The sequence below is a fragment of the Hyphobacterium sp. SN044 genome, from assembly GCF_021864465.1.
Taxonomy (GTDB): Bacteria; Pseudomonadota; Alphaproteobacteria; order Caulobacterales; family Maricaulaceae; genus Hyphobacterium.
Genome location: NZ_JAKKUV010000005.1, coordinates 123,000 through 145,925, shown reverse-complemented (window position 1 = coordinate 145,925; position 22,926 = coordinate 123,000). Strand labels below are relative to the sequence as shown.

At 64.8% G+C, this 22,926-nt stretch carries 29 protein-coding genes; 5 read left to right on the top strand and 24 right to left on the bottom strand.

Annotated elements, in window-relative coordinates; all coding sequences use genetic code 11:
* From L5876_RS08645 to ruvC, 8 genes are all read right to left on the bottom strand, one after another.
* Window positions 1-329: cell envelope integrity protein TolA (locus L5876_RS08645; protein ID WP_272906924.1), on the bottom strand; the 329-nt coding region annotated here is incomplete at its 3' end.
* 2 nt (window positions 330-331) lie between these two features.
* Window positions 332-763, bottom strand: a complete 432-nt coding sequence (locus L5876_RS08640) for a biopolymer transporter ExbD (RefSeq protein ID WP_236955847.1) — start codon at window positions 761-763, stop codon at window positions 332-334.
* 3 nt (window positions 764-766) lie between these two features.
* The gene (tolQ, locus tag L5876_RS08635; protein ID WP_236955845.1) at window positions 767-1,435 is read right to left on the bottom strand and encodes a protein TolQ; all 669 of its coding nucleotides are present in this window, start codon (window positions 1,433-1,435) and stop codon (window positions 767-769) included.
* Between the two features lie 185 nt (window positions 1,436-1,620).
* Window positions 1,621-2,079, bottom strand: coding sequence for a tol-pal system-associated acyl-CoA thioesterase (ybgC, locus tag L5876_RS08630; protein WP_236955843.1), 459 nt, complete (start codon window positions 2,077-2,079; stop codon window positions 1,621-1,623).
* Entirely contained in the window at window positions 2,076-3,101 is a 1,026-nt protein-coding gene (gene ruvB / locus L5876_RS08625) for a Holliday junction branch migration DNA helicase RuvB (RefSeq protein WP_236955841.1), read from the bottom strand. The genes ybgC and ruvB overlap by 4 nt, the downstream gene beginning before the upstream one ends.
* On the bottom strand, window positions 3,098-3,913 hold the full coding sequence (locus L5876_RS08620) for an MBL fold metallo-hydrolase (protein ID WP_236955838.1): 816 nt from the start codon (window positions 3,911-3,913) through the stop codon (window positions 3,098-3,100). The genes ruvB and L5876_RS08620 overlap by 4 nt, the downstream gene beginning before the upstream one ends.
* Window positions 3,910-4,560 carry a Holliday junction branch migration protein RuvA gene (gene ruvA, locus L5876_RS08615; RefSeq protein ID WP_236955836.1) on the bottom strand — a complete coding sequence of 217 codons (651 nt, stop codon included), beginning with the start codon at window positions 4,558-4,560 and terminating at the stop codon, window positions 3,910-3,912. Before ruvA ends, L5876_RS08620 begins: the two co-directional genes overlap by 4 nt.
* Before the next feature lie 3 nt (window positions 4,561-4,563).
* Window positions 4,564-5,064 (bottom strand): crossover junction endodeoxyribonuclease RuvC, encoded by a 501-nt coding sequence (ruvC, locus tag L5876_RS08610; protein WP_236955834.1) that lies wholly within the window; start codon window positions 5,062-5,064, stop codon window positions 4,564-4,566.
* Between the two features lie 229 nt (window positions 5,065-5,293).
* On the opposite strand from ruvC, the gene L5876_RS08605 reads away from it, so the two are divergent.
* The 4 genes from L5876_RS08605 to L5876_RS08590 all read left to right on the top strand — a co-directional run bounded on the left by L5876_RS08605 (window position 5,294) and on the right by L5876_RS08590 (window position 8,409).
* Window positions 5,294-5,632, top strand: coding sequence for a hypothetical protein (locus tag L5876_RS08605; RefSeq protein ID WP_236955832.1), 339 nt, complete (start codon window positions 5,294-5,296; stop codon window positions 5,630-5,632).
* A gap of 304 nt (window positions 5,633-5,936) precedes the next feature.
* Window positions 5,937-6,446: a hypothetical protein gene (locus L5876_RS08600; RefSeq protein ID WP_236955830.1), complete on the top strand. Its 510-nt coding sequence runs from the start codon at window positions 5,937-5,939 to the stop codon at window positions 6,444-6,446.
* A 69-nt stretch (window positions 6,447-6,515) separates the two neighbouring features.
* The gene (locus tag L5876_RS08595; RefSeq protein WP_236955829.1) at window positions 6,516-7,055 is read left to right on the top strand and encodes a hypothetical protein; all 540 of its coding nucleotides are present in this window, start codon (window positions 6,516-6,518) and stop codon (window positions 7,053-7,055) included.
* 163 nt (window positions 7,056-7,218) lie between these two features.
* Window positions 7,219-8,409 (top strand): cupin domain-containing protein, encoded by a 1,191-nt coding sequence (locus L5876_RS08590; RefSeq protein ID WP_236955828.1) that lies wholly within the window; start codon window positions 7,219-7,221, stop codon window positions 8,407-8,409.
* Here L5876_RS08590 and L5876_RS14815 read toward each other — a convergent pair.
* Complete coding sequence (locus tag L5876_RS14815; protein WP_236955827.1) at window positions 8,379-9,263, bottom strand: DMT family transporter; 885 nt, start codon at window positions 9,261-9,263, stop codon at window positions 8,379-8,381. The genes L5876_RS08590 and L5876_RS14815 overlap by 31 nt on opposite strands.
* Before the next feature lie 120 nt (window positions 9,264-9,383).
* Between L5876_RS14815 and L5876_RS08580 the strand changes: the two genes are divergently transcribed.
* A complete protein-coding gene (locus L5876_RS08580; RefSeq protein ID WP_236955826.1) occupies window positions 9,384-10,610 on the top strand; it encodes a DUF2254 domain-containing protein in 1,227 nt (408 codons plus the stop codon).
* On the opposite strand, the gene L5876_RS08575 is transcribed toward L5876_RS08580, so the two are convergent.
* The 15 genes from L5876_RS08575 to L5876_RS08505 all read right to left on the bottom strand — a co-directional run bounded on the left by L5876_RS08575 (window position 10,607) and on the right by L5876_RS08505 (window position 22,886).
* Window positions 10,607-11,530: an isopenicillin N synthase family oxygenase gene (locus L5876_RS08575; protein ID WP_236955825.1), complete on the bottom strand. Its 924-nt coding sequence runs from the start codon at window positions 11,528-11,530 to the stop codon at window positions 10,607-10,609. The genes L5876_RS08580 and L5876_RS08575 overlap by 4 nt on opposite strands.
* The gene (locus L5876_RS08570) at window positions 11,527-12,399 is read right to left on the bottom strand and encodes a ribokinase (protein WP_236955824.1); all 873 of its coding nucleotides are present in this window, start codon (window positions 12,397-12,399) and stop codon (window positions 11,527-11,529) included. The genes L5876_RS08575 and L5876_RS08570 overlap by 4 nt, the downstream gene beginning before the upstream one ends.
* Window positions 12,396-13,328 carry a nucleoside hydrolase gene (locus L5876_RS08565; protein ID WP_336886689.1) on the bottom strand — a complete coding sequence of 311 codons (933 nt, stop codon included), beginning with the start codon at window positions 13,326-13,328 and terminating at the stop codon, window positions 12,396-12,398. The genes L5876_RS08570 and L5876_RS08565 overlap by 4 nt, the downstream gene beginning before the upstream one ends.
* 68 nt (window positions 13,329-13,396) lie before the next feature.
* Entirely contained in the window at window positions 13,397-14,038 is a 642-nt protein-coding gene (locus L5876_RS08560; RefSeq protein WP_236955822.1) for a hypothetical protein, read from the bottom strand.
* Window positions 14,039-14,059: 21 nt separating this feature from the next.
* A complete protein-coding gene (locus L5876_RS08555; protein ID WP_236955820.1) occupies window positions 14,060-14,833 on the bottom strand; it encodes a hypothetical protein in 774 nt (257 codons plus the stop codon).
* Window positions 14,830-15,564 carry a hypothetical protein gene (locus L5876_RS08550; RefSeq protein WP_236955819.1) on the bottom strand — a complete coding sequence of 245 codons (735 nt, stop codon included), beginning with the start codon at window positions 15,562-15,564 and terminating at the stop codon, window positions 14,830-14,832. The genes L5876_RS08555 and L5876_RS08550 overlap by 4 nt, the downstream gene beginning before the upstream one ends.
* The gene (locus tag L5876_RS08545) at window positions 15,561-16,268 is read right to left on the bottom strand and encodes a hypothetical protein (RefSeq protein ID WP_236955818.1); all 708 of its coding nucleotides are present in this window, start codon (window positions 16,266-16,268) and stop codon (window positions 15,561-15,563) included. Before L5876_RS08545 ends, L5876_RS08550 begins: the two co-directional genes overlap by 4 nt.
* Complete coding sequence (locus L5876_RS08540; protein WP_236955817.1) at window positions 16,265-17,050, bottom strand: hypothetical protein; 786 nt, start codon at window positions 17,048-17,050, stop codon at window positions 16,265-16,267. The genes L5876_RS08545 and L5876_RS08540 overlap by 4 nt, the downstream gene beginning before the upstream one ends.
* Window positions 17,051-17,070: 20 nt before the next feature.
* Window positions 17,071-17,823 (bottom strand): DUF6090 family protein, encoded by a 753-nt coding sequence (locus L5876_RS08535; protein WP_236955816.1) that lies wholly within the window; start codon window positions 17,821-17,823, stop codon window positions 17,071-17,073.
* Window positions 17,820-18,602: a hypothetical protein gene (locus tag L5876_RS08530; RefSeq protein WP_236955815.1), complete on the bottom strand. Its 783-nt coding sequence runs from the start codon at window positions 18,600-18,602 to the stop codon at window positions 17,820-17,822. The genes L5876_RS08535 and L5876_RS08530 overlap by 4 nt, the downstream gene beginning before the upstream one ends.
* The gene (locus L5876_RS08525) at window positions 18,599-19,378 is read right to left on the bottom strand and encodes a hypothetical protein (protein ID WP_236955814.1); all 780 of its coding nucleotides are present in this window, start codon (window positions 19,376-19,378) and stop codon (window positions 18,599-18,601) included. The genes L5876_RS08530 and L5876_RS08525 overlap by 4 nt, the downstream gene beginning before the upstream one ends.
* The gene (locus tag L5876_RS08520; RefSeq protein ID WP_236955813.1) at window positions 19,375-20,121 is read right to left on the bottom strand and encodes a hypothetical protein; all 747 of its coding nucleotides are present in this window, start codon (window positions 20,119-20,121) and stop codon (window positions 19,375-19,377) included. Before L5876_RS08520 ends, L5876_RS08525 begins: the two co-directional genes overlap by 4 nt.
* Window positions 20,121-20,858, bottom strand: a complete 738-nt coding sequence (locus tag L5876_RS08515; protein ID WP_236955811.1) for a hypothetical protein — start codon at window positions 20,856-20,858, stop codon at window positions 20,121-20,123. Before L5876_RS08515 ends, L5876_RS08520 begins: the two co-directional genes overlap by 1 nt.
* Window positions 20,855-21,976 (bottom strand): DUF3500 domain-containing protein, encoded by a 1,122-nt coding sequence (locus tag L5876_RS08510; protein WP_236955810.1) that lies wholly within the window; start codon window positions 21,974-21,976, stop codon window positions 20,855-20,857. The genes L5876_RS08515 and L5876_RS08510 overlap by 4 nt, the downstream gene beginning before the upstream one ends.
* 205 nt (window positions 21,977-22,181) lie before the next feature.
* Window positions 22,182-22,886 (bottom strand): hypothetical protein, encoded by a 705-nt coding sequence (locus L5876_RS08505; protein ID WP_236955809.1) that lies wholly within the window; start codon window positions 22,884-22,886, stop codon window positions 22,182-22,184.
* Between the last annotated feature and the right edge of the window lie 40 nt (window positions 22,887-22,926).

Below are 22,926 nucleotides of genomic sequence, written 5' to 3'. Positions count from 1 at the left end.
TCGGCCTCCGGCTCGGCGGCTTCCGGCGCGGCCTCGGTCGGATCTGGCGTCACCGCTTCCGGTTCGCTCTCGGCGGGAGCAGGGGGCGGCGTGTCCTCGGCCGGTTGCTGGACCGGTGTCTCGACGGGCGTTTCCTCTGCGGGAGGCGGGGTTTCATCGACCGGATCCGGCGACCGGGCGCGAACATTGGTGATGTCCGAAAGCGTCACCAGATCGACCGGCACGATCTGTCCCGACGAATACGGTTGCACCGCCATCGGGAAATAGATCAGACCGCTGACGATCAGGGCGCCATGCAGCGCCAGGGATATGATGAGCGCGCGGCGCAACCCTACTCCCCTTGGGATATCGGGTCGGTGATGAGGCCGAGATTGCCGTAGCCGGCGGCGCTGATGCGGCCCATGACGCGCATCACCGAGCCGTAGTCGGCATTCTCGTCGGCGCGGATGAAGACGCGGCTTTCATAGCCAGCCCCGGCGATCGCCTGCAGCCGCGGCACCAGCGTGTCCAGTTCGACCACCGTCTCCTGCAGATAGATCACGCCGTCCGCGCCGATCGTGATGGTCAGCGGCTCCTCGTTCGCGGGCATGGCCCGGGCCTCGGTTTCCGGCAGGTCGACCGCCACGCCGACCGTCAGGAGCGGCGCGGTGATCATGAAGACGATCAGCAGAACGAGCATCACGTCCACAAAGGGCGTGACATTGATCTCAGCCTGCGGCTTCCAGCGGCGGTTTCCCCCGCCTTTGCTGATGCTTCCGGCCATGACCTAGCCCTCGTCGCGGTCGGCGAGGGCGGACAATTCGTCACCGAAGGCTTCGAGCCGTGCGGCATAGCCCGCCAGATTGGCCGACAGCGCATTGTAGAAGACCACCGCCGGGATGGCGGCCAGGAGGCCGAGCGCGGTCGCGAACAGCGCTTCCGCGATACCTGGCGCGACCACGGCGAGATTGGTGTTCTGCGAGGCGGCGATGGAGCGGAAGGCATTCATGATGCCCCACACCGTGCCGAACAGGCCCACGAACGGGGCGGCCGACGAGATGGTGGCAAGAAGGCCGAGACCGCCCTCCATGCGGTTGAGTTCGCGCGAGGCTTCCGCCCCGGCGGCCTTGGCGACCCGCTCGCCGGAGCGGACACCCTTCCATTCGCGCAGCGCGGCGGCGAAAACGCGGCTGAACGGATCGCGGGGTTTGCGGGCAAATTCGTCGGCCAGCGAGTCGATCGATCGGCCGGACCAGAAGCTTTCCTCGAAATGCTTGGCCTTGCCCCGTGCGGCACGCAGCGAAAGCCACTTGTCGATGGCGACCGCCCAGCTGGCGACCGACATGATGATCAGAACGCCCATGACGGCTTTCACGACCCAGTCGGCACGCAGGAACAACTCCAGAAATCCGAATTCTTGCGCGGCGGGCGCGAGTTCGATCATCGTGGCTTCCATGCCCATTCCCCTCGTTTCAACGCGGCTTTCGAATACGGCCTCAGGCTTTTGACCGCAAAAGGGTTAACCCGGCGATTCCAGACACCACCCCAGTGCCGTGATTTCGCCCGCCTGATGCAAGCCTCGAGCCGACCCCGGAAAGACAGGCCGATTGCGGCGATTTGAGGGAGTCGGCAAAGCCGGAATCAGTCGGAAGGCAATGTCAGGACAGGCGTCCACGCCTCGATCATGAATTTCGGCGGGCGTTTCGGGCGGCCCGCCGGGTCGATGATCACGGCCTCCAGCTCGGCTGTACACAGCGTCTGTTCGCCGCGCCTGATCGCCTGCCCCATGATCAGGCGCGGGCCGCGATTGGGACGGTAGAGCGTTTCCACGATCAGCGCATCATCCACCTTGGCCGGCGCGATCCAGTCGATCTGCATCGACCGCACCGCGAAGGCGATCGGGTCGTCGCTGGCGATCAGTTCGCTGTGGTGGATGCCGAGCGCGCGCAAACTCTCCGTCCGCCCGCGCTCGAAGAAATGCAGATAGCGCGCGTGATAGACGATGCCGGAGAAATCCGTGTCCTCGTAATAGACGCGCACCGGAAGGCGGTGGATTTTGTCGGCATCCCAGGCGCCGCAGGTGGGTTGGGCTTGGCTCATTTCCCGAACAACCCGCTCTGAAGCGTCTTCGGCGCGTCGAGCCCCAGATGGGCGTAGGCCCGCGCCGTGGCAGTGCGCCCGCGCGGCGTGCGCTGGATGAAGCCCTGCTGGATCAGGAAAGGTTCGACCACGTCTTCGAGCGCATCGCGCGCTTCGGCGAGGGCTGCGGCCATCGTGTCCATTCCGACCGGCCCGCCGGAGAAGTGATGGATCAACGCATTGAGATAGCGGCGGTCGAGACTGTCGAGCCCGATCGCATCGACTTCGAGACGTTTGAGCGCCTTGTCCGCGACGTCCGCATCGATGATCTCCGACCCGTCCGCCTCGGCGAAATCCCGCACCCGGCGCAGCAGCCGCCCGGCGACGCGCGGCGTGCCGCGGGCGCGTTTGGCGATCTCCGCCGCCCCGTCCTCGGTCGCCTCCGAGCCCATGCGACGTGCGGCGCGCGACACGATGCCGGTCAACTCCTTCACATCGTAGAATTCGAGCCGCACCGGCACACCGAACCGGTCGCGCAGCGGCGTGGCCAGAAGCCCCGCCCGCGTCGTCGCGCCGACCAGGGTGAAGGGCGGCAAATCGATCCGCACCGTGCGCGCTGCCGGACCTTCGCCAATGACGAGGTCGAGGCAGAAATCCTCCATCGCGGGATAGAGGATTTCCTCTACCGCCGGGGCGAGCCGGTGGATCTCGTCGATGAACAGCACGTCGCGCGGCTCGAGATTGGTCAATATGGCGGCGAGATCGCCCGCCCGCGCAATCACCGGGCCGGAGGTGGCACGGAAGCCGACACCCAGCTCGCGCGCCACGATCTGCGCCAGCGTCGTCTTCCCGAGGCCCGGCGGACCGGACAAGAGAACATGATCGAGCGCCTCTTCCCGCCGCCGCGCCGCTTCGACGAAGACTTTCAGATTCGAGATCGCCGCCGGCTGGCCGACGAATTCGGCAAAGCTCAGCGGCCGCAGCGCCTTGTCGCGCGCGTCGTCCGGCTGGGCCTCGGCGGAGATGGGGCGGTCTTCGGTCATTCGCTCAGGATGCGGGTTTCGCCCTCGGTGTGAAGATACTCCGCACCGTTCAGCGCCTCCACGATTTCCGCGTCGGTCGCGGCGGCGGGAATGTGAAAGGCGATCGCTCGGGCCTCGCGATGCGCTTCGAGAAACGCCACGCCCTCGGGCATCTGCAGGAACCAGTAGGGGTAGAGGATGACGTCGAATGTCACACCGTCCCAGATCGAAAAGTCTGCCTGCTGCGGCTGCGTATCACCCAGATGCAGGATCGATACCCCGCCCATCTCGACCCGGTAGGTCCAGTGCTCGATCTCCTCGCGGTGGAAGAGTGGGCGGGCGTCGATATCGAGCGCGATCCGATTTGAGTGAGGAACGGGCATGGTGAGCGTGTATCGGCATTCTGACTGATCGACGGTTTCGCAGCTCCCATCGACAGTCCGTGGTCGCAATGCATGGTCATCATCGCCGCCGGCCTCAATGAACGCATCGACGACCTGATCAGCCGCGAGAAGGTAAGGGCGGCCAGGATTTTCCAGGAGAATCGCTGCCGCGTCCGGGGCATCAAAGTGGTCCCCGTGGATATGCGTGAACAGGATTGCGTCGAGTTCGCCGACGGGATCGCCACCGGTCGTCATCGCGTCCAGCATTTCCGCCGACGGCAGGGCAAACGTCTCGTCGTAGGAGTTCGAAGCCGGTGTATCGATCGCAACCGCCCGGTCGCCATGCCGGATGATGACCCCCTCATTCGCGATGAAGGTGAGCTCGACCGGTTCATCGGCGAAGGCCGGCGGCGCCAGCATCAATGCAAGAAAAAAAGCGAATTTCTTCATCGGGCCAGTTCCTTCAGAGCCGCGCGGATCAAATCGCCTTCCTTCGCGTCAGAGCCGAGCGCGCGGCCCGCGGCGGCGACGCCCTTGCGCGCCTCGCTCTCGCCATAACCGAGATTTAGGAGCGCCGAGACCGCGTCCTCGCGCGCGCCGCCATGGCCGCCGTCCTCGCCCGCCTGCGCGGCGGCGCGCGGCGCGGATTTCATCGCCTCGTCCATCGCCTTGAAGTCGGCGGCATAGCTGCGCCCGCGGGGCGGCGGTTTGTCCTTCAGTTCCGCGGCGAGGCGCTGGGCCAGCTTCGGCCCGACGCCCTTGGCGCGGGCGAAGGCCGAGGAGTCGCCCAGGATCGCCGCGCTTTCGAGATCGGCAGCCCCGAGCGCATCGAGTACGGCGATAGCCGCTTTCGAACCGACACCCTGGATCTGTTGAAGGTGCTGGAACCAGGCGCGTTCGCGTTCGGACAGGAAGCCCCAGAGCCGGATCAGGTCTTCGCGCACCTGCGTCTCGATATGAATCTCCACGGCCTGACCGGGTTCAAGCCGCGCCAGCGACCGCCCGCCCATGCCGACGAGATAGCCGACACCGCCAACGTCGATCACGGCATCGCTCTCGCCGATCGCATCGACATTGCCCTTGAGTTTCGCGAACATGGCTTACGCCGCTCCCGAGAGTTTGCGCGCGCCGCGATGGTGCGCGTGACAGATGGCCACGGCCAGCGCGTCGGCGGCATCCGCCTTGGCCCCGGTTCCCGGCAGCAGAACCTTGATCATCGCCGCGATCTGGGTCTTGTCCGCGGCCCCGGTCCCGACGACCGACTTCTTGACCAGCCGCGCCGCGTATTCGGCGACCGGCAGGCCGGCGCGGGCCGGCGCCAGCATGGCCGCCGCGCGCGCATGGCCGAGCTTCAAGGCGCTCATCGCATTCTCGGCCATGAAGGTTTCTTCCGCCGCAGCCTCGTCGGGCGCGTGTTCGGCGATCACCGCTTCAACGCCGGACATCACGGCCAGCAGCCGGTCGGACAGGGCGGCGGTTGCCGACGGTGCGATAACACCGTGCGCAATGCAGGACAGGCGTGTGCCTTCCACCCGGATCACGCCCCAGCCGGTGCGCCGCAATCCCGGATCGATTCCCAGTATTCGAATCGCGCCTGTCATCTGCTCATCATAGACCGCCAGCACGACCGCGCCGCAATCACTCCAGCGCAGCGCTATTGAGAGGCGGTCGCAAGTAAAGCGGTGGCAGCTACGGCTTTAAGTTGAAAGCCTGAACAAATATTGCGAGCAAGTCGCACTCTCACGAATAATTCTTGACCATTTTGCTCGGCATCTTTCTCTTGGCGGCGCTAGGGACCCGATCTCTATTAAGGTTTGCAGGGGGAGTATCATGGCGAAAAAAGGTAAAATCAGCCGTCGTTCGTTCCTGACCCGCGTTGCGGGCGGGGTCGCGGCGACCGGTGCGATCGCATCGGTGGCCGGCGCGGCAACGATTCAGCGTTCCGGCCGCACCGACAGCGATCCGTCCGATCCGGCGGGCAATGGCCGTACCGGCCGTACGGACTCCGATCCGAACGATATGGTCAATCACGGCACGGCCTACACGGGCTACACCGACGCAGACAGCAACAACTGCGCTGACGCGTCCGGATATGGCCGCGGCAATACCGGCTACACCGACAGCGACTCCGGCTCTTGCGGCGACCCCGCGGGCCGTGGCCGCGGCTAGACCGGACAACGGTCCAGACGGTTTGACGGGAGGTGGCCCATGGCCGCCTCCCGTTTTCGTTTCCGGATGCATGCCGAGCTCCGGGCGCGAAACCGCCCGCTCATTCCGCTCTGAGTGGCAATTTCCGCGGAATTAATAAGAACGACAATCATTCGCGCACGTTGTTGCGAACCGTTCGCGGTAAATCACCGAAAAATCACGGAAAATGGCGGTCCCGAATTGACCGGACCGGCGCGCCCGACCTACGCTGAAGTCGCGGGGGAGCCGGTCATGTGCCGGTTCATCAGACAGGGACAGTTCAGTCATGGCGAAAAAGGGCAAGATCAGCCGCCGCTCATTCCTCACCCGGGTGGCCGGAACGGCTGTCGCGACAGGTGCGGCGGCGACGATCACGGGCGCAGCCAGCGCACAGAATTATACCGGGCGTACCGACAGCGATACCGGCCGCAATGCCGACCGCGTCGGCTATGGCCGCACCGGTGTGACCGATTCCGACTCCGGTGGCGGTGCTGACCGCGCGGGTTATGGCCGCGGCACCCGCCGCTCGGGTGTGACCGACAGCGACCCGAGCGATCCGGTCGGCAATGGCCGTGGTGGACGTACATCCGGCATCACCGACAGCGATCCGTCGGATCCGGTCGGCAACGGTCGTGGCGGCAGCCGCCGCACCGGCTACACGGACTCCGATTCCGGCAGCTGGGGCGATCCTGGCGGCAATGGCCGCGGGCCGCGCCGGGGCTATACCGGCCTCACCGATGGCGACTCCGGCCGCAATGCCGACGCCGCGGGTTATGGCCGCGGAACCGACCACTAAAGAAACGAAGACGGCGCCTCACTGCGGGGCGCCGTTTTCCTGTGGTTCGCAGCGACAAGGAGGCCAATCATGGCCAAGAAGGGCAAGCTTAGCCGCCGTTCATTCCTGACCCGTGCCGGCGGCGTGGCAATCGCAACCGGAGCGGCGGGTGCCGTCAGCGGTTGCGCGACAACGGGCTACTACACCGGCATCACCGATTCGGACGCCGGGGCCTATGCCGATGCTGCGGGATACGGCCGGGGCAGCGGATACCGCTCGGGCGTGACCGACAGCGATCCCTACGATCCTGTTGGCGGCGGGCGTGGCGGCGGCAGTTCCGGGATCACCGACAATGATACGGGTGCCTATGCCGATCCGGTCGGCAACGGCCGCGGAACGCGCGGACGCGGCGGCAATTCCGGCATCACCGATAGAGATACCGGTGCCTATGCCGACCCCGTCGGCAACGGACGCGGCGGACGTGGCCGCGGTGGCAATTCCGGCATTACAGACAGCGACACCGGCACCTATGCCGATCCAGTCGGGAACGGACGTGGCGGCCGCCGCAGCTATACCGACAGCGACACCGGCACCTATGCCGACCCGGTCGGGCGTGGCCGTCGCTGCTGACCGCATGACATCGGGAAATGTCCGCCGCGTTGGCCTTTGCCGGGCTCGCGCGGCGGACTAGCTTGAGACCGGGGTGATTCACGATGCTGAATCGCCGCCTGACAACATATCAAACGACGATTATCCTTACAATCTGTATGGTTTTCGGGGGAGACGGACGACCATGAAGAATGCGCCCTGGCGGGCGAACCCGCTGGACTATGTGATCGGACCGACGGACCGGGACGATTTCTTCGCCAACTATCACGAGGCGAAAGCCCTGATCGTTCGTCGGGACGAACCGAACCGCTACAAGGATCTGCTCTCGATCGCCCGGATCGATGAGATGCTCGCCTCGATCGATCTCGACGGGGCACAGGTCGACATGGCGCGCGCCGAACCCCCGGTTCACCGCGACCAATTCCTGTTCCCCGGCGGCGGCGCGGACCGTGGTGCGATCTCCGATCTTTATCGCGATGGCGCCACGCTGATCCTGCCGCAATTGCACCAGATGGACGCGAAGCTGAAGGATTTCTGCCGCGCGCTGGAATCGGTGCTGTCCTGTCACGTCCAGACCAACATCTATCTGACGCCGCCGAACTCGCAGGGCTTCCGCACACATTACGACGATCACGACGTCTTCGTGCTGCAGGTCGAAGGCGAGAAGCATTGGCGTCTCTACAACACGCCGATCGAGAATCCGTATCGCGGCGAGGGCTTCCAGTCCGGCGCGCACGAGATCGGCGATCCGGTCGAGAGCTTCGTGCTGAAGGCCGGCGAATGCGCCTATGTCCCGCGGGGGCTAGTGCATGATGCATCGACGGCGGGCGAGGGCGACTCGCTGCACATCACCTGCGGTCTGATCGTGAAGACCTGGGCCGACCTCATGCTCGAGGCGGTTTCCGAGGTTGCGCTCGACCATCCCGGCTTCCGCCGCTCGCTGCCGCCGGGCTTCGCACGCGACGATTTTGACCGCACGAAGGCCACCGCGCATTTCAAGGACCTCGTCGCCGTGCTCGGCAAGGAGCTCGAACTCGACAGCGCGATGGATCTGTTCACCGACACCTTCATCCGTTCGCGTCAGCCCGATTCGGCCGGCGCAATCGTCGGCCGGGCCGCCCCGATGCAGCCTGGTGCGAAATTCCGGCTCCGTGCGCTCGCGCCGTGGCGTCTCGCTGAAAATGCGGAGAAGGAAGCCCTCGTCCTGATCACGGCGGGCGGCGAACTGACGTTCAAGCTGGCGGCCGAACCCGCTATCCAGGACATGCTGGACGGCAAGGTGATCTCGCTTGAAAGCTTCTCCATGCTCGAAGGCGGCGAAGCGCAGGAGACGCTGAACAAGCTCTACGCCTTTGGTGTGATCGAACCGGCCTGACGCCGTTTCAGCAGCGTCAGGGCAATCCCGGCAAGGATGAGCGCGCTGGCCCCGGCCAGCCGCCATCCCGCCGGTTCGCCGAGCAGCAGGCTCCCGCCGAGCGCCGCAGCCGCAGGTGTCGCCAGTTGAACGCTGCCCGATGCGACCACCGGCAGGCGCGGCAGGCACAGATACCAGACCGAATAGCCCGCCGCCGACGTGATCACGCCGCAGATGATGGCAATCACGATGCCGTCCCGCGTCACGTCGTCGAAGCCGGCAAGCATCATCGCCGGCAGCAGGAAGGGCCAGGCGAGCCAGAAATTGCGCGCTGTCCGCCCGACCGGCTCGCCGCCGGACCGTCCGAGCAGCGTGTAGACCCCCCAGGCGATGCCCGCGACGACCATGAGTGCTGCGGCCCCGAGCGGTGCCGCTTCCGCCCCGGGCAGGAGCAGCCAGACCAGACCCCCGAAGGCGAGCAACAGGCCGCCAATTTCCACCGGGCGCACGCCATGGCGTAGCGAAGCGATTGTGACGGTCGCACCGACGGCGGCGAACAGGATCAGCGCGCCGCTCGCCGCATCGAGCGCGACATAGGCGAAGGAAAAGAAGCCGGTATAGACCGCCAGCGCGGCCGCCCCGGGCAAGTCGCCATGCCGGGGCCGGATATCCCGGCGGGACAGAAGCCCGAAAGCCATCAGCGCGGCGGCGCCGCTGGCCAGCCGGATCGTGCCGAACGCGCCCGGTCCGATCAGCTCGCCGGACAGGGCCGCGCGCGTCAGCAGGGAATTGCCGGCGAAGGCCGCAATGGCCAGCGCCGCCAGGCCGATTGTCACCGGCAGCGACAGCACGCGCGACTCGGACGGTTTGCTCACGCCTGTCCCTCCCCTGCGGTTACCGCCTAGCACGGCAAGCCAGGCGGAACGAGATCGCCGTTGAGCCGTTCACACCCCGCAGGCGCGATTCGAACGCGTTTGCGGCGAGGACGGGGTTCGATGAATTTATTCCTTCTGAAGCAAGTGGTCCGGTCGATCTGGTTCCGGCCCGCGCTCTATGCGCTGGCGTCGGTCTTCACGATCGGCCTCACTCCCATCGTCGCCCTCTTCATTCCGGACGACTGGGTGGGGTGGATCAATGACGGGGCAGTCGAGCAGACCCTCGAAATCCTCGCTTCCAGCCTTCTGGCGGTCGCGATCTTCGCACTGGCCACGATGTTTTCCGCCTTTCAGGCCGCCGCCCAGGCGGCAACGCCGCGCGCCCGGCCCCTGATGACGGAGGACCGGACCGCCCAGACTGCGGTCTCGACCTTCATCGGCGCCTTCCTCTTCAGCCTGCTCGCCCTGATCGGCCTGTCGTCGGGGCTCTATTCCGAGGCCGATCTGCCCGTCCTGTTCGCGCTGACCCTCATCCTCGTCGGGGTCGTGATCTACGCGCTGATCCGCTGGATCCAGCGCCTGTCGGGGTTTGGCGGCGTGGAAGAAGCCATCCTTGCGATCGAACGCGCGGCCTGCGAGGCGATCCGCAGCGATGTCCGCAATCCCGGCCTTGGGGGGCGTAACGCCGCGGATCCGCCGGCGAATGCGGAAACCGTCGAGGCTGGATGTACCGGCTATGTCCAGTCGGTGGACTCTCATCGTCTCGCAGGGCTGATCGCGAAGCACGACATCAGGATCCACATTCTGGCCCGGCCGGGACATTTCGTCGGGGCGGGCCGGCCGCTGGCCTGCGCAACCGGTCTGACGGAGGAAGTCGCGGACTGCATCCGGGAGGCCTTCGTCGTGTCGACGGAGCGGACTTTCGCCGAGGACCCGCGTTTCGGACTGGTGGCCCTGTCGGAGATCGCGTCGCGCGCACTCTCGCCCGCCGTCAACGACCCTGGCACCGCCATTTCCGTTCTCGCGGCACAGGCACGCTTGTTCGAGAAATGGACATGTCTGCGCGCTGAGTGCGATCCGGCCGACCCGGCGGACGGGCTGACCGCCGAACCGCTCGATATCGGCGAGGCGCTGGAAGACGCCTTTCTCGCGATTGCACGAGATGGCGCGGGTCATGTCGAGGTCGCGTCCCGCCTGCAAATCGTGCTTGCGATGCTCGAACGCACCGACACAGACCGGTATGGCGTCGGTGTCGCTCGCTTGCGCGAGCGCGCCCTGGGCTATGCCACGGGCCGGCTCGGCGAGGGATGGGAATATGACGCGGTGAAGTCCGCCGCGGCCACCTAGCTCGCCGGCAGGCCGATTGCTCTCAGACGTTCGTTGAGGAATTCGCCCGCCGTGACCGGCGCTTCGGGCCGGCCGGCTTCGAGGCAGGACGGAACGCATTCCAGCACCACGTCGGACTTCGGCTGCAGGAAGAAGGGCATCGAATAGCGGCTGACATTCGGTCCCGAGGGATTGACCACGCGGTGCGTCGTCGCCGGGATCACCCCGCCGGTCAGCCGCGCCATCATGTCCCCGGTATCGACCACCAGATGGCCGCGTTCATTCTCGACCGGCTTCCACTGCCCGTCCCGGTCGAGCAATTCCAGACCCGACCCCTCCGCCGCGACCAGCAGCGTGATCAGATTGATGTCCTCATGCGCGGCGGCGCGGATCGAGCGCGGATCGGCCCCCGCCGGGATGGGCGGGTAGTGCAACAGGCGCAAGAGCGACGTACCGCCCTTCACCCGGTCCTCGAACCAGTCTTCCGGCAGGTCGATCCCGATCGCGATCGCTTTCAGGAGTTCGCGGCCTGTGTCGAACAGCCGGTCGAACAGGGTCTCGAACGTGTCGCGGAACCCGTCCGGAGCTTCCGGCCAGACATTGGGATGCTCGACCGTCTCGCCCGGACGCGCTTCATGCCCGATTTGCCAGAACTCCTTCAGGTCCGGCACGTCCTGGTCCTTGGCGTGTTCCACACCGAAGGGCGTGTAGCCGCGCAGCGCGCCGGCATGGCGCCGCTTCTCGGCGTCCGGCAGTGCGAAAAAGTCCGCCGATTTGCGATAGCTGGCCTCGAGCAGATCCGTGTCGACTCCGTGACCTTCCAGCGTGATGAAGCCGTGGCGTTTGAGCCCGTCCATGAGCTGACGGACGAAGCCCGCCCGGCGGGCTGTGTCGCCGCTCGTGAAATCCTTGAGGTCGAGATGTGCGATCGCGTTGGTCATGCGCCTGTGTTTCCTGCCGCGATCAGGGCGTCAACATCCTTGCGCCGCGGCAGGCTGGGCTGCGCGCCCTCGCGTGTCACCGACAAGGCACTGGCCGCGCAGGCGAAGGTCAGGGCGTCAGCGTCTGTCCGCCCCTCGAGCAAGGCGACGGTCAGCGCGGCGACGAAGGTGTCGCCCGCCCCGGTGGTGTCCACGACCTTCACCCTGGGCGGAGCCGCATGTGCTACCTCGTCGCCATCGCGACAGAGCACCGCACCGGCCGCCCCGAGCGTGACGGCCAGCAGACCGCCCGACGCTTTCAACCGGTCGAAGCCGTAGAAGGCGGCTTCCCCTTCATTGACGACGATCAGATCCGCCCGCTGCAGCAATTCGCCCGGCACCTCCGCGGCCGGTGCGAGGTTGAGGGCAACGAAGCCGGTGCATCGCGACGCCGCTTCGCACACCGTGTCGATCGGGACTTCCAGCTGCGCGATCAGCGCGCCGACGATGATGTCCGGCAACAGCTCCGGGGTGAAGGCCGCATTCGCCCCCGGCGCGACGACGATCTGGTTCTCTCCGCCATCGCTGACCGCGATCAAAGCGACGCCGGTTGCTGCACCGGTCAGGGAATGACAGCCTGCCAGACCGACCCCGTCCGCCTGCAAGAGCGACAGCGCCGCTTCCGCATTCGCATCGCTGCCGACACAGGCGAGCATCTCGACCTCGGCACCCAGCCGCCGTGCGGCGAGGGCCTGGTTCGCACCCTTGCCGCCCGGATGCTGCGCGAACACGCCGCCCAGCACGGTTTCACCCGCCACCGGCAGGTGGTCGCAGCGCGCGACGAGGTCGAGATTGACCGATCCGGCCACGGTGATGCGGGGCGCGCTCATAGGCGGGCGATCCTCTCCAGCAGAAGGTCGAAGCCGGCTTCCGCGTCGATCCCGGTCGTCCACACCGCATTGGCGTCCGGACCGCCCCGCGTCACCGAACTGTGCCCGCGCATCTCGCCTTCCGTCAGCGCGGCGATACGCGCCGGTTCGGCTGTGAAGAGGTCCGGGTGAAGCAGGTAGAGGATCACGCAGGGGTCGTGCAGCGCCGCCCCCTCCGCGCCGTAGACCTCGCCATAGATGGCGTTGACGTGCTCCATCATGTCCCAACCCGCGTGCGCGACCGGTGAGCCGATGGCTTTCAGCCGGTCCATCCGCGCGGGCGTGCAGCGCAATTGCAGCGTCGTGTCGAGCCCGATCACGGTGATGGGCCGGCCGCATGCCAGCACGATCTGCGCAGCGTGGGGGTCGGCGTAGAAATTGAACTCGGCATGCGGCGTGATATTGCCGCCCTCGATATCTGCCCCGCCCATGATGACGATTTCGGCGATGCCCGCCGCGATGTCCGGCGCCCGGCTCAGGGCCGTCGCCAGATTGGTCGCCGGGCCTGTGATGGCGAGCGTGATTGGTGCTTCCGCCGAACGCAGCGTCTCGATCAGCCAGCTGACCGCGTCGATCGGCTCCGCACCCCGCTGCGGCGGGGGCAGGATGGCGCGGCCCAGGCCGCTCTCGCCGTGGATGTGATCGGCGAAGACCGGCTCGACCGACAGCGGCTTCTGGCATCCGGCAAAGACAGGCACATCGCCCCGGCCGGCGAGCGCCAGCGCGCCGAGCGCATTGGCGGTACAGGTCTCGACCCGGACATTGCCTGCGACCGTACAGACCGCCATCAGATCGAATTCGGGGGACGCCGACGCCAAGAACAACGCCATGCAATCGTCCACGCCGGGATCGCAGTCGATGATGAGCGGGCGGGGGGCAGATTGCGGCACGCCGGATCCTTCGGCCAAGGGTATGGCCCGAGACTAGCGCCGCGATTCCTCGAGCGGAATGCTCCGCATCACTCGGGCGGCGGCCCGATGGAGATGGCGATGCCGAGATAGACGACCGTCAGGATCAGGCCCACGGCCGTGGCCCGTTTGATCTTCCGCTCCCGGATCAGGTCATAGGCCGGCAGGGCGAAGAGCAGCACCAGCCACATCGGAAGGACGGCAAACGGATTGAGGTCCAGCACGTAGCCGACGCGCGCCAGCGCTGGAAACATCAGCGACAGGCTCGCCAGCATCATGAAGCGCTTGTGCAAAGCCGGCGTATTCCGCCAGTTCAGCGCCATCAGATAGTAGAGGGCGAAGAATGTCGCGTTGAGCGTATTCACGTAGAGGATTTGCGGCGAGCCGGTCCGCAGCATGTTCTCGTAGGAGACAAAGATCCCGGACGGCAGCATCGCGGCGACGAGCACGAGGCTCGTTGCGCCGAGCGTCTTGTGCAGCGCGTACTGGCCGCGCCCGATCAGCCCCGTCTGCAGGACAATCAGCGCAAACCAGAATCCCATGAGAAGCGCATGGACGTGCAGCAGCGGACGCATCGGTGGCAGGTGGTCCGCATTCACAATGGCGTGCAGCGGAAATCCCGTCACGACGATCGCAAACAAGACAAGGCTGTAGAAAAAGAAGAAGCGTTCCCCGCGTGCGGTCTGGTTCATATCACTCCCCCCGGGTTGAACTCATTCTGATGCCGGCGGCAGGATCCGCCTGAACAGGTCCAGCCAATAGGCCTGGGACCGGCTCTCGATTGACGCTTCGACCGTGCGCTGGCGCAGCAGCGGCCTTATCGTGTCGCTCGTGCGCAGGCGCTGCGCGATCCGGGCGAAGGCCTCGTCATGCCCCTCGATCTCGCACGGTGACAGGAGCAGGCCGGGCAGCGCGTCATAGTCGCCGATCGTCAGGGTGCGCGGCTCCGCACAAACATCCGCCAGCGCGTCATAAAGGTCGCGCTCGGCGAGGGCGAAGAAGGCATAGCGGTAGGGGCGATCGGGATTCTGAAAGCTGATCTCGTCCTGCCCCGTCTCGTAATATTCGATGGCTCCGGCGATCAGCGCGTCGTCGGCGATCAGATTGATCGTCCCGGTGGAGACCAGTTCCTCATAGGTCGTGCGGATGACCGGAAAGCTGAAAATCTGCGTGGCCCGGAAGGCCTCGACCACCAGGGTGCGGTCATCGGTCTCGCGCCGGCCCTCCAGCGTGTCGAGCGCACGCTGGGCGTTGTCGGCGACCTGTTCGTAATAGGTGGTGACCCCGATGACGCGCCACTGCTCGGCCTGCATGTCCTCGATCAGGCGCGCGGTCAGCACCTCGGCCCGGTCGTTGGCCATGCGCTGTGCGTTCCACGCCGTGACCTGAAAACCGATCACCACGCCGAGGATCACGATCAGGAACTCGATCGCGACGGCGAACCAGTTCTGTTCGCGGATGGCCTTCGAGATGCGGGAGAGGATCATTCCGGACCGTCCCGACACGCCCGCCCCGTTTCCTCGGCCAGTCTGTGACAAAGTTCGACTGTGTGAGCCTCAAGCGCCACGACATACATTGCGAAGATGGCGTGCATCCGCGCGATCTGGACCAGCGCGCTCTGATAGCGAGGCTCTGCGGCAAGGCGATCCAGATCGACCCTGACATGCGTCACGGTCGGCTCGTCGCTCGGTTCATGAAATACAAATTCGCTCAGCCTGTCGGTGAATTCCGTCAGCCCGCTCCGGAAACCGTTGTGCTGGCTTTCGATCCACTCAAGTCGACCGCGATAGCGGTTAAGCTCGGCAACAAGCTCTCGGTCGGTGATCAGCGCCAGATCGCCGGACTGTTCCAGAGCCAGATAGGTGCTTTGCTGCACGGGCGGCCGGGAGAAATACATCAGTTGAGCCACGGCGCGCTCGAAGGTTTCGGTGTCGTCCGGCAGCAATTCGCCCGACATGGCGACATGAACCATCAGTGTCTGGTCGGCCTGGCGTTCGGCATTCATTGCTATCCGGCTGCGCAGCGTCCGGATCGTCTCTTCGGTTTCTGCCTGCAGCCGGACCAGAGCGAGATCGACCCGTGCAGCCGCCTCTCGCTCCGCATTCCACGCACTGATCTGGAAACCGATCACCACACCGAGAATGACGATCACGAACTCGATCGCGACGGCGAGCCAGTTCTGTTCGCGCAGGGCGCGGCTGATGCGGGAAAGGATCATGGGGCGGGCTCGATATCGAGCACTTCGGCGAGGGCAGCCTCCAGCTCATTCACTTCGGCCAGCATGCCCTCGAGCCAGTAGCGATTGACCGAACTGAGACGCAGCATGTGGCCGAGCGCATTGAGGAATTCTTCGTCTTCGGCGAGCACGTCAAAATCGAACGTCACGTTTTCGGGGTCGTCCGTCGCTGTCTGCAGACGGGTCTGGATCGTATATCCGAAGGGGGGAGCGTTGTTGCTCATCAGCGAGATATAGTCGGCATAGCTGCGCAGTGCGGCGTCCGTCTGCGCGATGCGCCGGCGCAGATCGGGATCGCGGATCAGATTCATCTGCCGGCCACTGATCAGCTCGTTGAGCGTACCCATTTGCGGCGAGCCGACGACCAGGCGGGTCGCGGCGTTAAGCTGCCATCCCGTGCCGGCGGCCTCGCGATCTCCGGTTAACAGGGCGACCCGTATCGCGTTCGCATCCTCATGCCATTCCCTTGAACGGGCGATTTCGTTTTCGAGCACGGACCGGGAGCGCACCATGTCGTCATGCAGCCTTTCAAGATAGGTCTGCTCGAGCGCGACTGCGTTGCGCGTCGCATTCCACGCCGTGATCTGGAAACCGATCACCACGCCGAGGATCACGATGACGAATTCGATCGCGACGGCGATCCAGTTCTGCTCGCGGAGCGCCTTGGCGATGCGGGAGAGGATCATGGCGTGTCCCCCGAGGATTCAAGGTAGTCGACGACATCCTGAGCCCGGACGCGCAACGCCACCAACCAGCTGAGATAGGTATTGTTGAGGTCGCGGCTGGCGACGAACATATCGCGCAGGGCAGGATCAGCCTGCAGGGCCTCCAGATCATAGTGTTCCAGCGTGCTGCGCACACCCTGGGCCGCGCGATAATTGTCGGAGTTCAGAAAGGCACCGGATTCCCGCGCGCGTTCCAGATCAGCAACACTGCCAGGCTCCAGAGACACAGGAAGCGGCGCGCGCTGTGCATTGTTGAAGCGGGCTTCAACCAGCAGGTTCGCCATGCCGTCGACGGCCTCATACCGTTCCATGAAGCGGGCCAGCGCCGCCCGCAAATCCGCGTCCGACAAGCGTGACAGGCCGCCCGAACTGACCAATTCCTGCAACGTGCTCGGAGATTGCGGTGGCTGCACGGCCCAGACCAGTGAGATCAGTCCCTCTTCAAACTGGCCGACTCGGTCTTCCGGAACCACACCGCTATCGATCGCTTCCACGACTACTGTGGCATTCCGTGCGATCTCGAAGGTCCGTTCGATGACGTCGTCGGTCTCGCTGACCAGTGTCTGAAAGTCCTCTTCCAGATTGGCCAGAATAACGGCCTCCTGGACACGGGCCGTCCGTTCCGCATTCCACGCCGTGATCTGGAAACCGATCACCACGCCGAGAATGACGATCAGGAACTCGATCGCCACGGCGAACCAGTTCTGCTCGCGGATGGCGCGGGAGAGGCGGGAAAGGATCATGTCGTGCTCCCTGTCACGGCCTAGTAGACCGGTCCGTCGGGCGGATCGCACGTCCGCCCGGTCAGGCGCCCGGTCTCCGCACACACGGCCCGTGCACTTTCCAGCGTGTCTTCCCACCACCGGTGCATGGAGCGCATCGGATTGTGACCCGCCAAAAGGTATTGCAGGAATTCGGGATCGTTTGCGGCGGCCTCCCAGTCAATCACATGCCCGACTTCGCGCATGGTACCCGGGGCATATTCCAGACGGACATAATCAAAATCCGTCAGGCCCGCGCGCGTTGTGGCGACCAGGCGGGAGTTGTCGATCTGGCCCTGCAGGAAGACAATTCTCGCCTGGTAGTCCCCCAGAGCATCCCGGAACGCCGCGTCCCCCAGGCTGGACAGCATGCCGGAACTGATGATTTCGCTATAGACACCCTGCGGGGGTGAAAAGGCTGGATGGAAACTCGTGGCGATCGCGGCGGTCCGGTTAAGCCCCGTATCGATGCCGTCCAGATTGCCGCCCGAGACCAGGCGCTCGATCACCTCCGTCCTGGCCGCGTTCAATTCCTCATATCTGCCGGACACCACGACCAGGATATTGATCGAATTCTCGATCTCGTCGTGCAGCCTGTCGAGCGCCACGGCCCGCCGCTCGGCATCGGCCCGGTCCGACGCCCACGCCGTGATCTGGAAACCGATGACCACGCCGAGGATGACGATCACGAACTCGATGGCGACGGCGAACCAGTTCTGGGTGCGGATCGCCCGCGTGATGTTCTGCAGGATCATGGCGCGGACTCCGCGTCTGCCGCGTCGCGATTCCCCGCATGGAGGGCCAGCAGCTGCTCGCGTAGCTGCGACGCCCGCCGGCCATATCCCTCGAGGCGCCGCACCTGCCTGAGATGTTGGGCATAGAGGGCCGGCAGAATCTGTGTCGCATCCTCGGAGGCCCGCAAGCGATCAATGATGGCGAGGCCGTCATCCGCGCTCAACGCGCATGCGGCCGCCTCCTCTGTTCGGCCGTACAATTCGTCGATCTGGTCCGGGGTCAGGGCCTGCGTGGCGTACCGGTTGAAAAGGTTGGCCTGGAACAGATGCGACTGCGAGGTCAGGCTGTCCGGAGCGACATCCAGATAATAATCGTCGATTTCGATCCGGACATTCCAGTCATGGAGAAAATCGAGATCGCCTGCCGCCTTCATCTCCTCATAGGCCAGGTAATTGAATTCCGCCCGCCGGACAAAGCCGGTGGACAATACGGCGCGCGCAGTCCCGCAGGGGTCCTCCGAAGCCCGCGACGGCGTCTCGAGGCTTTCGATCAGGAAGCGCGCTTGCGATGCGCGGCGTTCATAGAGGCGGGCCAGTACCGCGGCCGACTGCTGGTCACGGGCCAGATCCTCGGTCAACCGTTGAAGAATTCCGGCTTCCCGCGACCGCGCCTGTGCATCCTGCCAGAATGCATTGGCTTGGATCGCCAGAAAAACGCCCAGCATGACGATGCCGGCTTCGATCGCGACCGCCAGCCAGTCCTGCCTCCGCAGCGCGCGCGACAGTCGGACGAGGATCATTCGGCGGTCTCCTCTCCGTCTGTGTCGAATATCACAAGGGTGAAGGGCTCGGCGTTGCAGGGTTGATCGACGGCCCGGGCGACAGCCTGGCACAGGTTGAATGCCTCCTGGCGGACGAGGTCGGTATAGCGCAGGAAGATGATCTGCCCGTAGATGGAGCCGGTGATCTCCCGGACGAAAACCTCGTTCTGCACCAGGGCGTTGAAATCGGCCCGCGTCTCGCGTCGCTCCGGCAGGTCGGGCCGATAGACCGATGAGAAAGCGCCGTCGGCGATATCGTCCGGTTGAGTGGCAACCTGTCTGAAATAGGGCAGCTGCTGGGCGTAGCGGTCCAGGCTGCGATTATAGCGTGAAACCGCCTCGCGGACTTCGACATCGGTCAAGGCGCCAATGCGTCCCGAGGCAATCAGCTCGTCCGTGACGGCGCGGGGCGGCGTCAGAGCCGAGAAGCGTGTGGAGGCCCAGACGCCACGCTCGAAATCATCAATGTCCAGTCCGTTCAGCGCGCCCTCATTGAGCGCGCGGATGGACCGGTCGAGCATATGGGTGGACTCCAGACTGCTGGCCATGCGGGCGTCCACATAGTTCACCGCGCCCTCGGATTCCGAGAGCAGCCGCAACAGGTCCGCCCGCTCTTCGATCCGGGCGCTGCGGGATTGCGAAAGGCTGGTGAGCTGGAAGGCCAGCATGACGCCGGCGACCACGATCACGAATTCCAGACCGACGGCGAACCAGTTCTGTTCGCGCACAGCCTTGGTGATGCGGGAGAGGATCATTCCGCCTCCTCGCCTTCCGTGACGCAAGGCCGCTCCGTCACCTCCGCGATCGCGTCACACATTTCCTGAGCCGCGTGCAGTGTCGATTCGGTCCAGCCGGTCAGGGCGCGCTGGGTGTTGTTGCCCACCAGCATGCCCTCGATGAAGTCCGGGTCATTCGACAGCGATACCAAATCGAGCTCATAGCGCCGCTCACGGGTCGTGCCCGGCGCATAGGTGACCGTCACGTCGTCACGCTGCCAGTCGACAGGATCGACGGAGACGCTGCGCATGTATTCGATCTGGCCCTGCAGGAAGGTCAGTCTCGAATAGTAATTGCTGATCGCATTGCGCAGCGCCGGCGATCCGATTTCGGCGAACTGGCCCGTGCTGACGAGTTCATCATAAACGGTGCGAGGCGGATTGGAGGCCGGCAGAATGCCGATACTGGTGATGCCTTCGGTCATGGCTTCCACATCGGCGTCCGCCCAGTCGTTCGCGATCAGGCGTTCGATCGCCTCGGTGCGTTCGGCATTGAACCGCTGGTGCATCTCGACGAAGTCGCGGTGATAGACCACCGCCTGCTCGGCTTCGTCATGGAGCCGGTCGAGCGTCGCCTCCCGCGCCGCCGCGGCCTGTCGCTCGGATGCCCAGGCGCTGATCTGGAAACCGATTACCACGCCGAGAATGACGATGACGAACTCGATCGCGACGGCGAACCAGTTCTGCTCGCGCACAGCGCGGGAAATGCGGGAAAGGATCATCAAAACCCTCTCGCTTCGATTTCGTGGGTCACTTGCTCTCTGATGGACTCGATTTCGGAACGATACCGGACGAAATGGGCGGCCTGAAAACGGTTCTGCAAGGCCGCATAGTTGATCCGCCGCAACAATTCGTCGTTCTGGGAGACCGCGTCAAAGTCGAACTGGATGGTCTGAGTGCCATAGCCCCCTTGTGAAATATCCCTGACATCGTCCAGCCGGGCTTCGAAATGGCCGGAAATCTCGAACGCAATCGGGGTCAGGTCTGAGGCCATCTGTTCCAGGGACGCCTGCGAATTGCTGTGCATCTGGGGGATCGACGACAGCGCCGATCGCAGTGCGTCATTGCGGATGATGGTCAGTTCGCCGGCACTGATCATTTCGCGCAAGGCCGCCGGTTCCAGGTTGACGATCTCGACACTCGTGATGGCGTTGAGGCCCCAGGAACCCTCCTGCGCTCTTTCGGGGTCTCCATTCGCCACGCCGTCGAAGAAGATCTCTATCCAGTTGAAATAGGCATCGATCGCCGTTTCCATCGAGTCCAGTTCATCGGTGATGGCCGTCAATTCGGCTTCCAATCGGTGCAGATATGCGGCCTCGCGCTCGATCTCGGCACGCTCGGTGTTCCAGGCCGTGATCTGGAACGCCAGCAAGACACCAGAGACAACAATTATGAATTCCAGTGCGACGGCGAACCAGTTCTGGGTGCGGATGGCTTTGGTAAGGCGGGCGAGGATCATTCGTCGCCATGCGCTTCTTCATAATGCGTCCGCAGCCAGTTCTCGCCGTAATCGTTCGACGGGTCGCGGATCACGATGTGGAAATGGTTCGCATCGCCGCTTTGGCCCTCCCGGGCGAAATCGATGTGCAGAGACGGACCGCTGATGCGCAGCATGAAGGGTTCCGACAGGTCGTCATGATCGCCCCACCACGCGAGGTGCAGCGCCTCGAGCCCGCCGGCTTCGATTTGCGCCAGGCGGGCATCGGCCGACGCCATCGTGGCGACACCGATGAATTCCCGGATCGCGGCATGCAACATCAGCATCTGGTCCGCGGAAAGATCCGCGGCCGAAAGACCGACCGCGTCGGCGTCCATGTCAGGTACCCAGCCAGGACCGGCGAACTCTGATGCATCGCTGCGGTCCTGCGACTGGACAAGTTCGGCAAGCTGGCTCTCGTCCAGCGAGGCCATCAGATCGGCCACCCGGTCCAGCTCGTGCTGCAGGGAGCGCCGTCCGGCAAACACCCCTGACGGCATGGTCTGCGGATTGTTTCCAAGGAAGACCGGGGCGAACGTGATGCGGCCGTCGACCACGGTCGAAGTGACCGCCAGGTGATGGCCATCCAGCACCAGCGACCAGGTGCCGGACGCCGGATCGCCGAAGATACGGATCCAGTAATTCTCCGGATTGGCTGCAGCCATCGCGGCTTGCGCCCGCGCCCGCATTTCGTCCGGCATGTCCTCGCCCCGTTCGGCTATGGCGGTTTCGATCCTGGCGCGACCAAGGCTTTCCAGCGACATGATGTGCATCGCGTCGCTATACCCTTCGCTGGACAGCGAACGGGCGAGCAAACCGTGCAGCGCGACGCGCTGTTCCGCGTTCAGCGTCGCGATCTGCAGACCCACTCGGGGTGCCCTCAAGGTCGGCAGATTGCTCCAGCCTTCCCGCGCCTCGCGGTCGTCCAGGGCGAACAGCACGCGGGCGCGCTGACCCTCGTCCAGTGTTGCGAGGAAGTCGGCGGCAGCCGCCGCCATGGCCGCGGCCTCGTGTTGCATGCCGGTCTCGACGTGATCCGGATGCGCATGGGCAGCGCCGGTCAGAATCGTGCTCAGCAGCACAAGAATGAAATATTTCATGATGTCCCCCCTGACTGTTTTACTATGTCATTGCGGTTCACCGAGTCACCAAATTAATCGAGAGGCTGAGTACAGCCCTTGTACCGGTCAGCTATCCTCTTGCGCCCGGGCATGCATGATTCCCGCATCGTCCCACTGAACTGTACCCTTGAGCGGAACGGCGAACCGGTTCTGCTCACTTATGGCGCGGGAGAGGCGGGGGGGATCATTCGGCGCCCTCTGGGGCAGGCTCGCAAGCCTGTTCCGTCAGCCGCGCCGTCTCCTCGCACAAGGCGATGGCCCGATTGAGCGCCTCCGCCCATCTGATCGTCAACGTGCGGCTTCGCGTGTTCCCGAAAAAGACGAAGTCCATGAAATCCTCGGACTGCGCCGCCCGTTCGGGATCTATCGTATAGCGCCGCCGCAGCGGGTGTTCGGCGTCGTACTCGATCTCGATAAACTCGTCCTGCGCCGCAATCGATCGCGGAAAGGCATAGATTTCTTCCCGTCGCCAGGCGTTGTCCGCGCGGAGACGATCGATTTCTGACCAGTATTCTGCGAGCGCGATCCGCATCGTTTCGTCGCCTATGCGCGAAGTCAGTCCAGCGCTGACGATCTCATCGTAAACGACTCGCGATGGCGTCGGATCCACCACGTTCGATGCGGAAAATACTCCGCCAACCATCGCGCGAGGGTCGACAGTCTCGAAATCGCCGGCCAGCAGGCTTTGGATCAGAACGTCCCGACGCGCATCGTTGTCCCGCCGGGCCTCGACCTGCTGAGTGAAGTAGCGAACATTGGTTTCAGCTTCGCCGTGCAGCCGGGTCAGCATGAGCGTCTCGCGCTCCGCATCCGCGCGCGCCTGCGCCCAGATACTGATCTGCAAACCGATCACCACACCGAGAATGACGATCAGGAACTCGATCGCCACGGCGAGCCAGTTCTGTTCGCGCAGGGCGCGGCTGATGCGG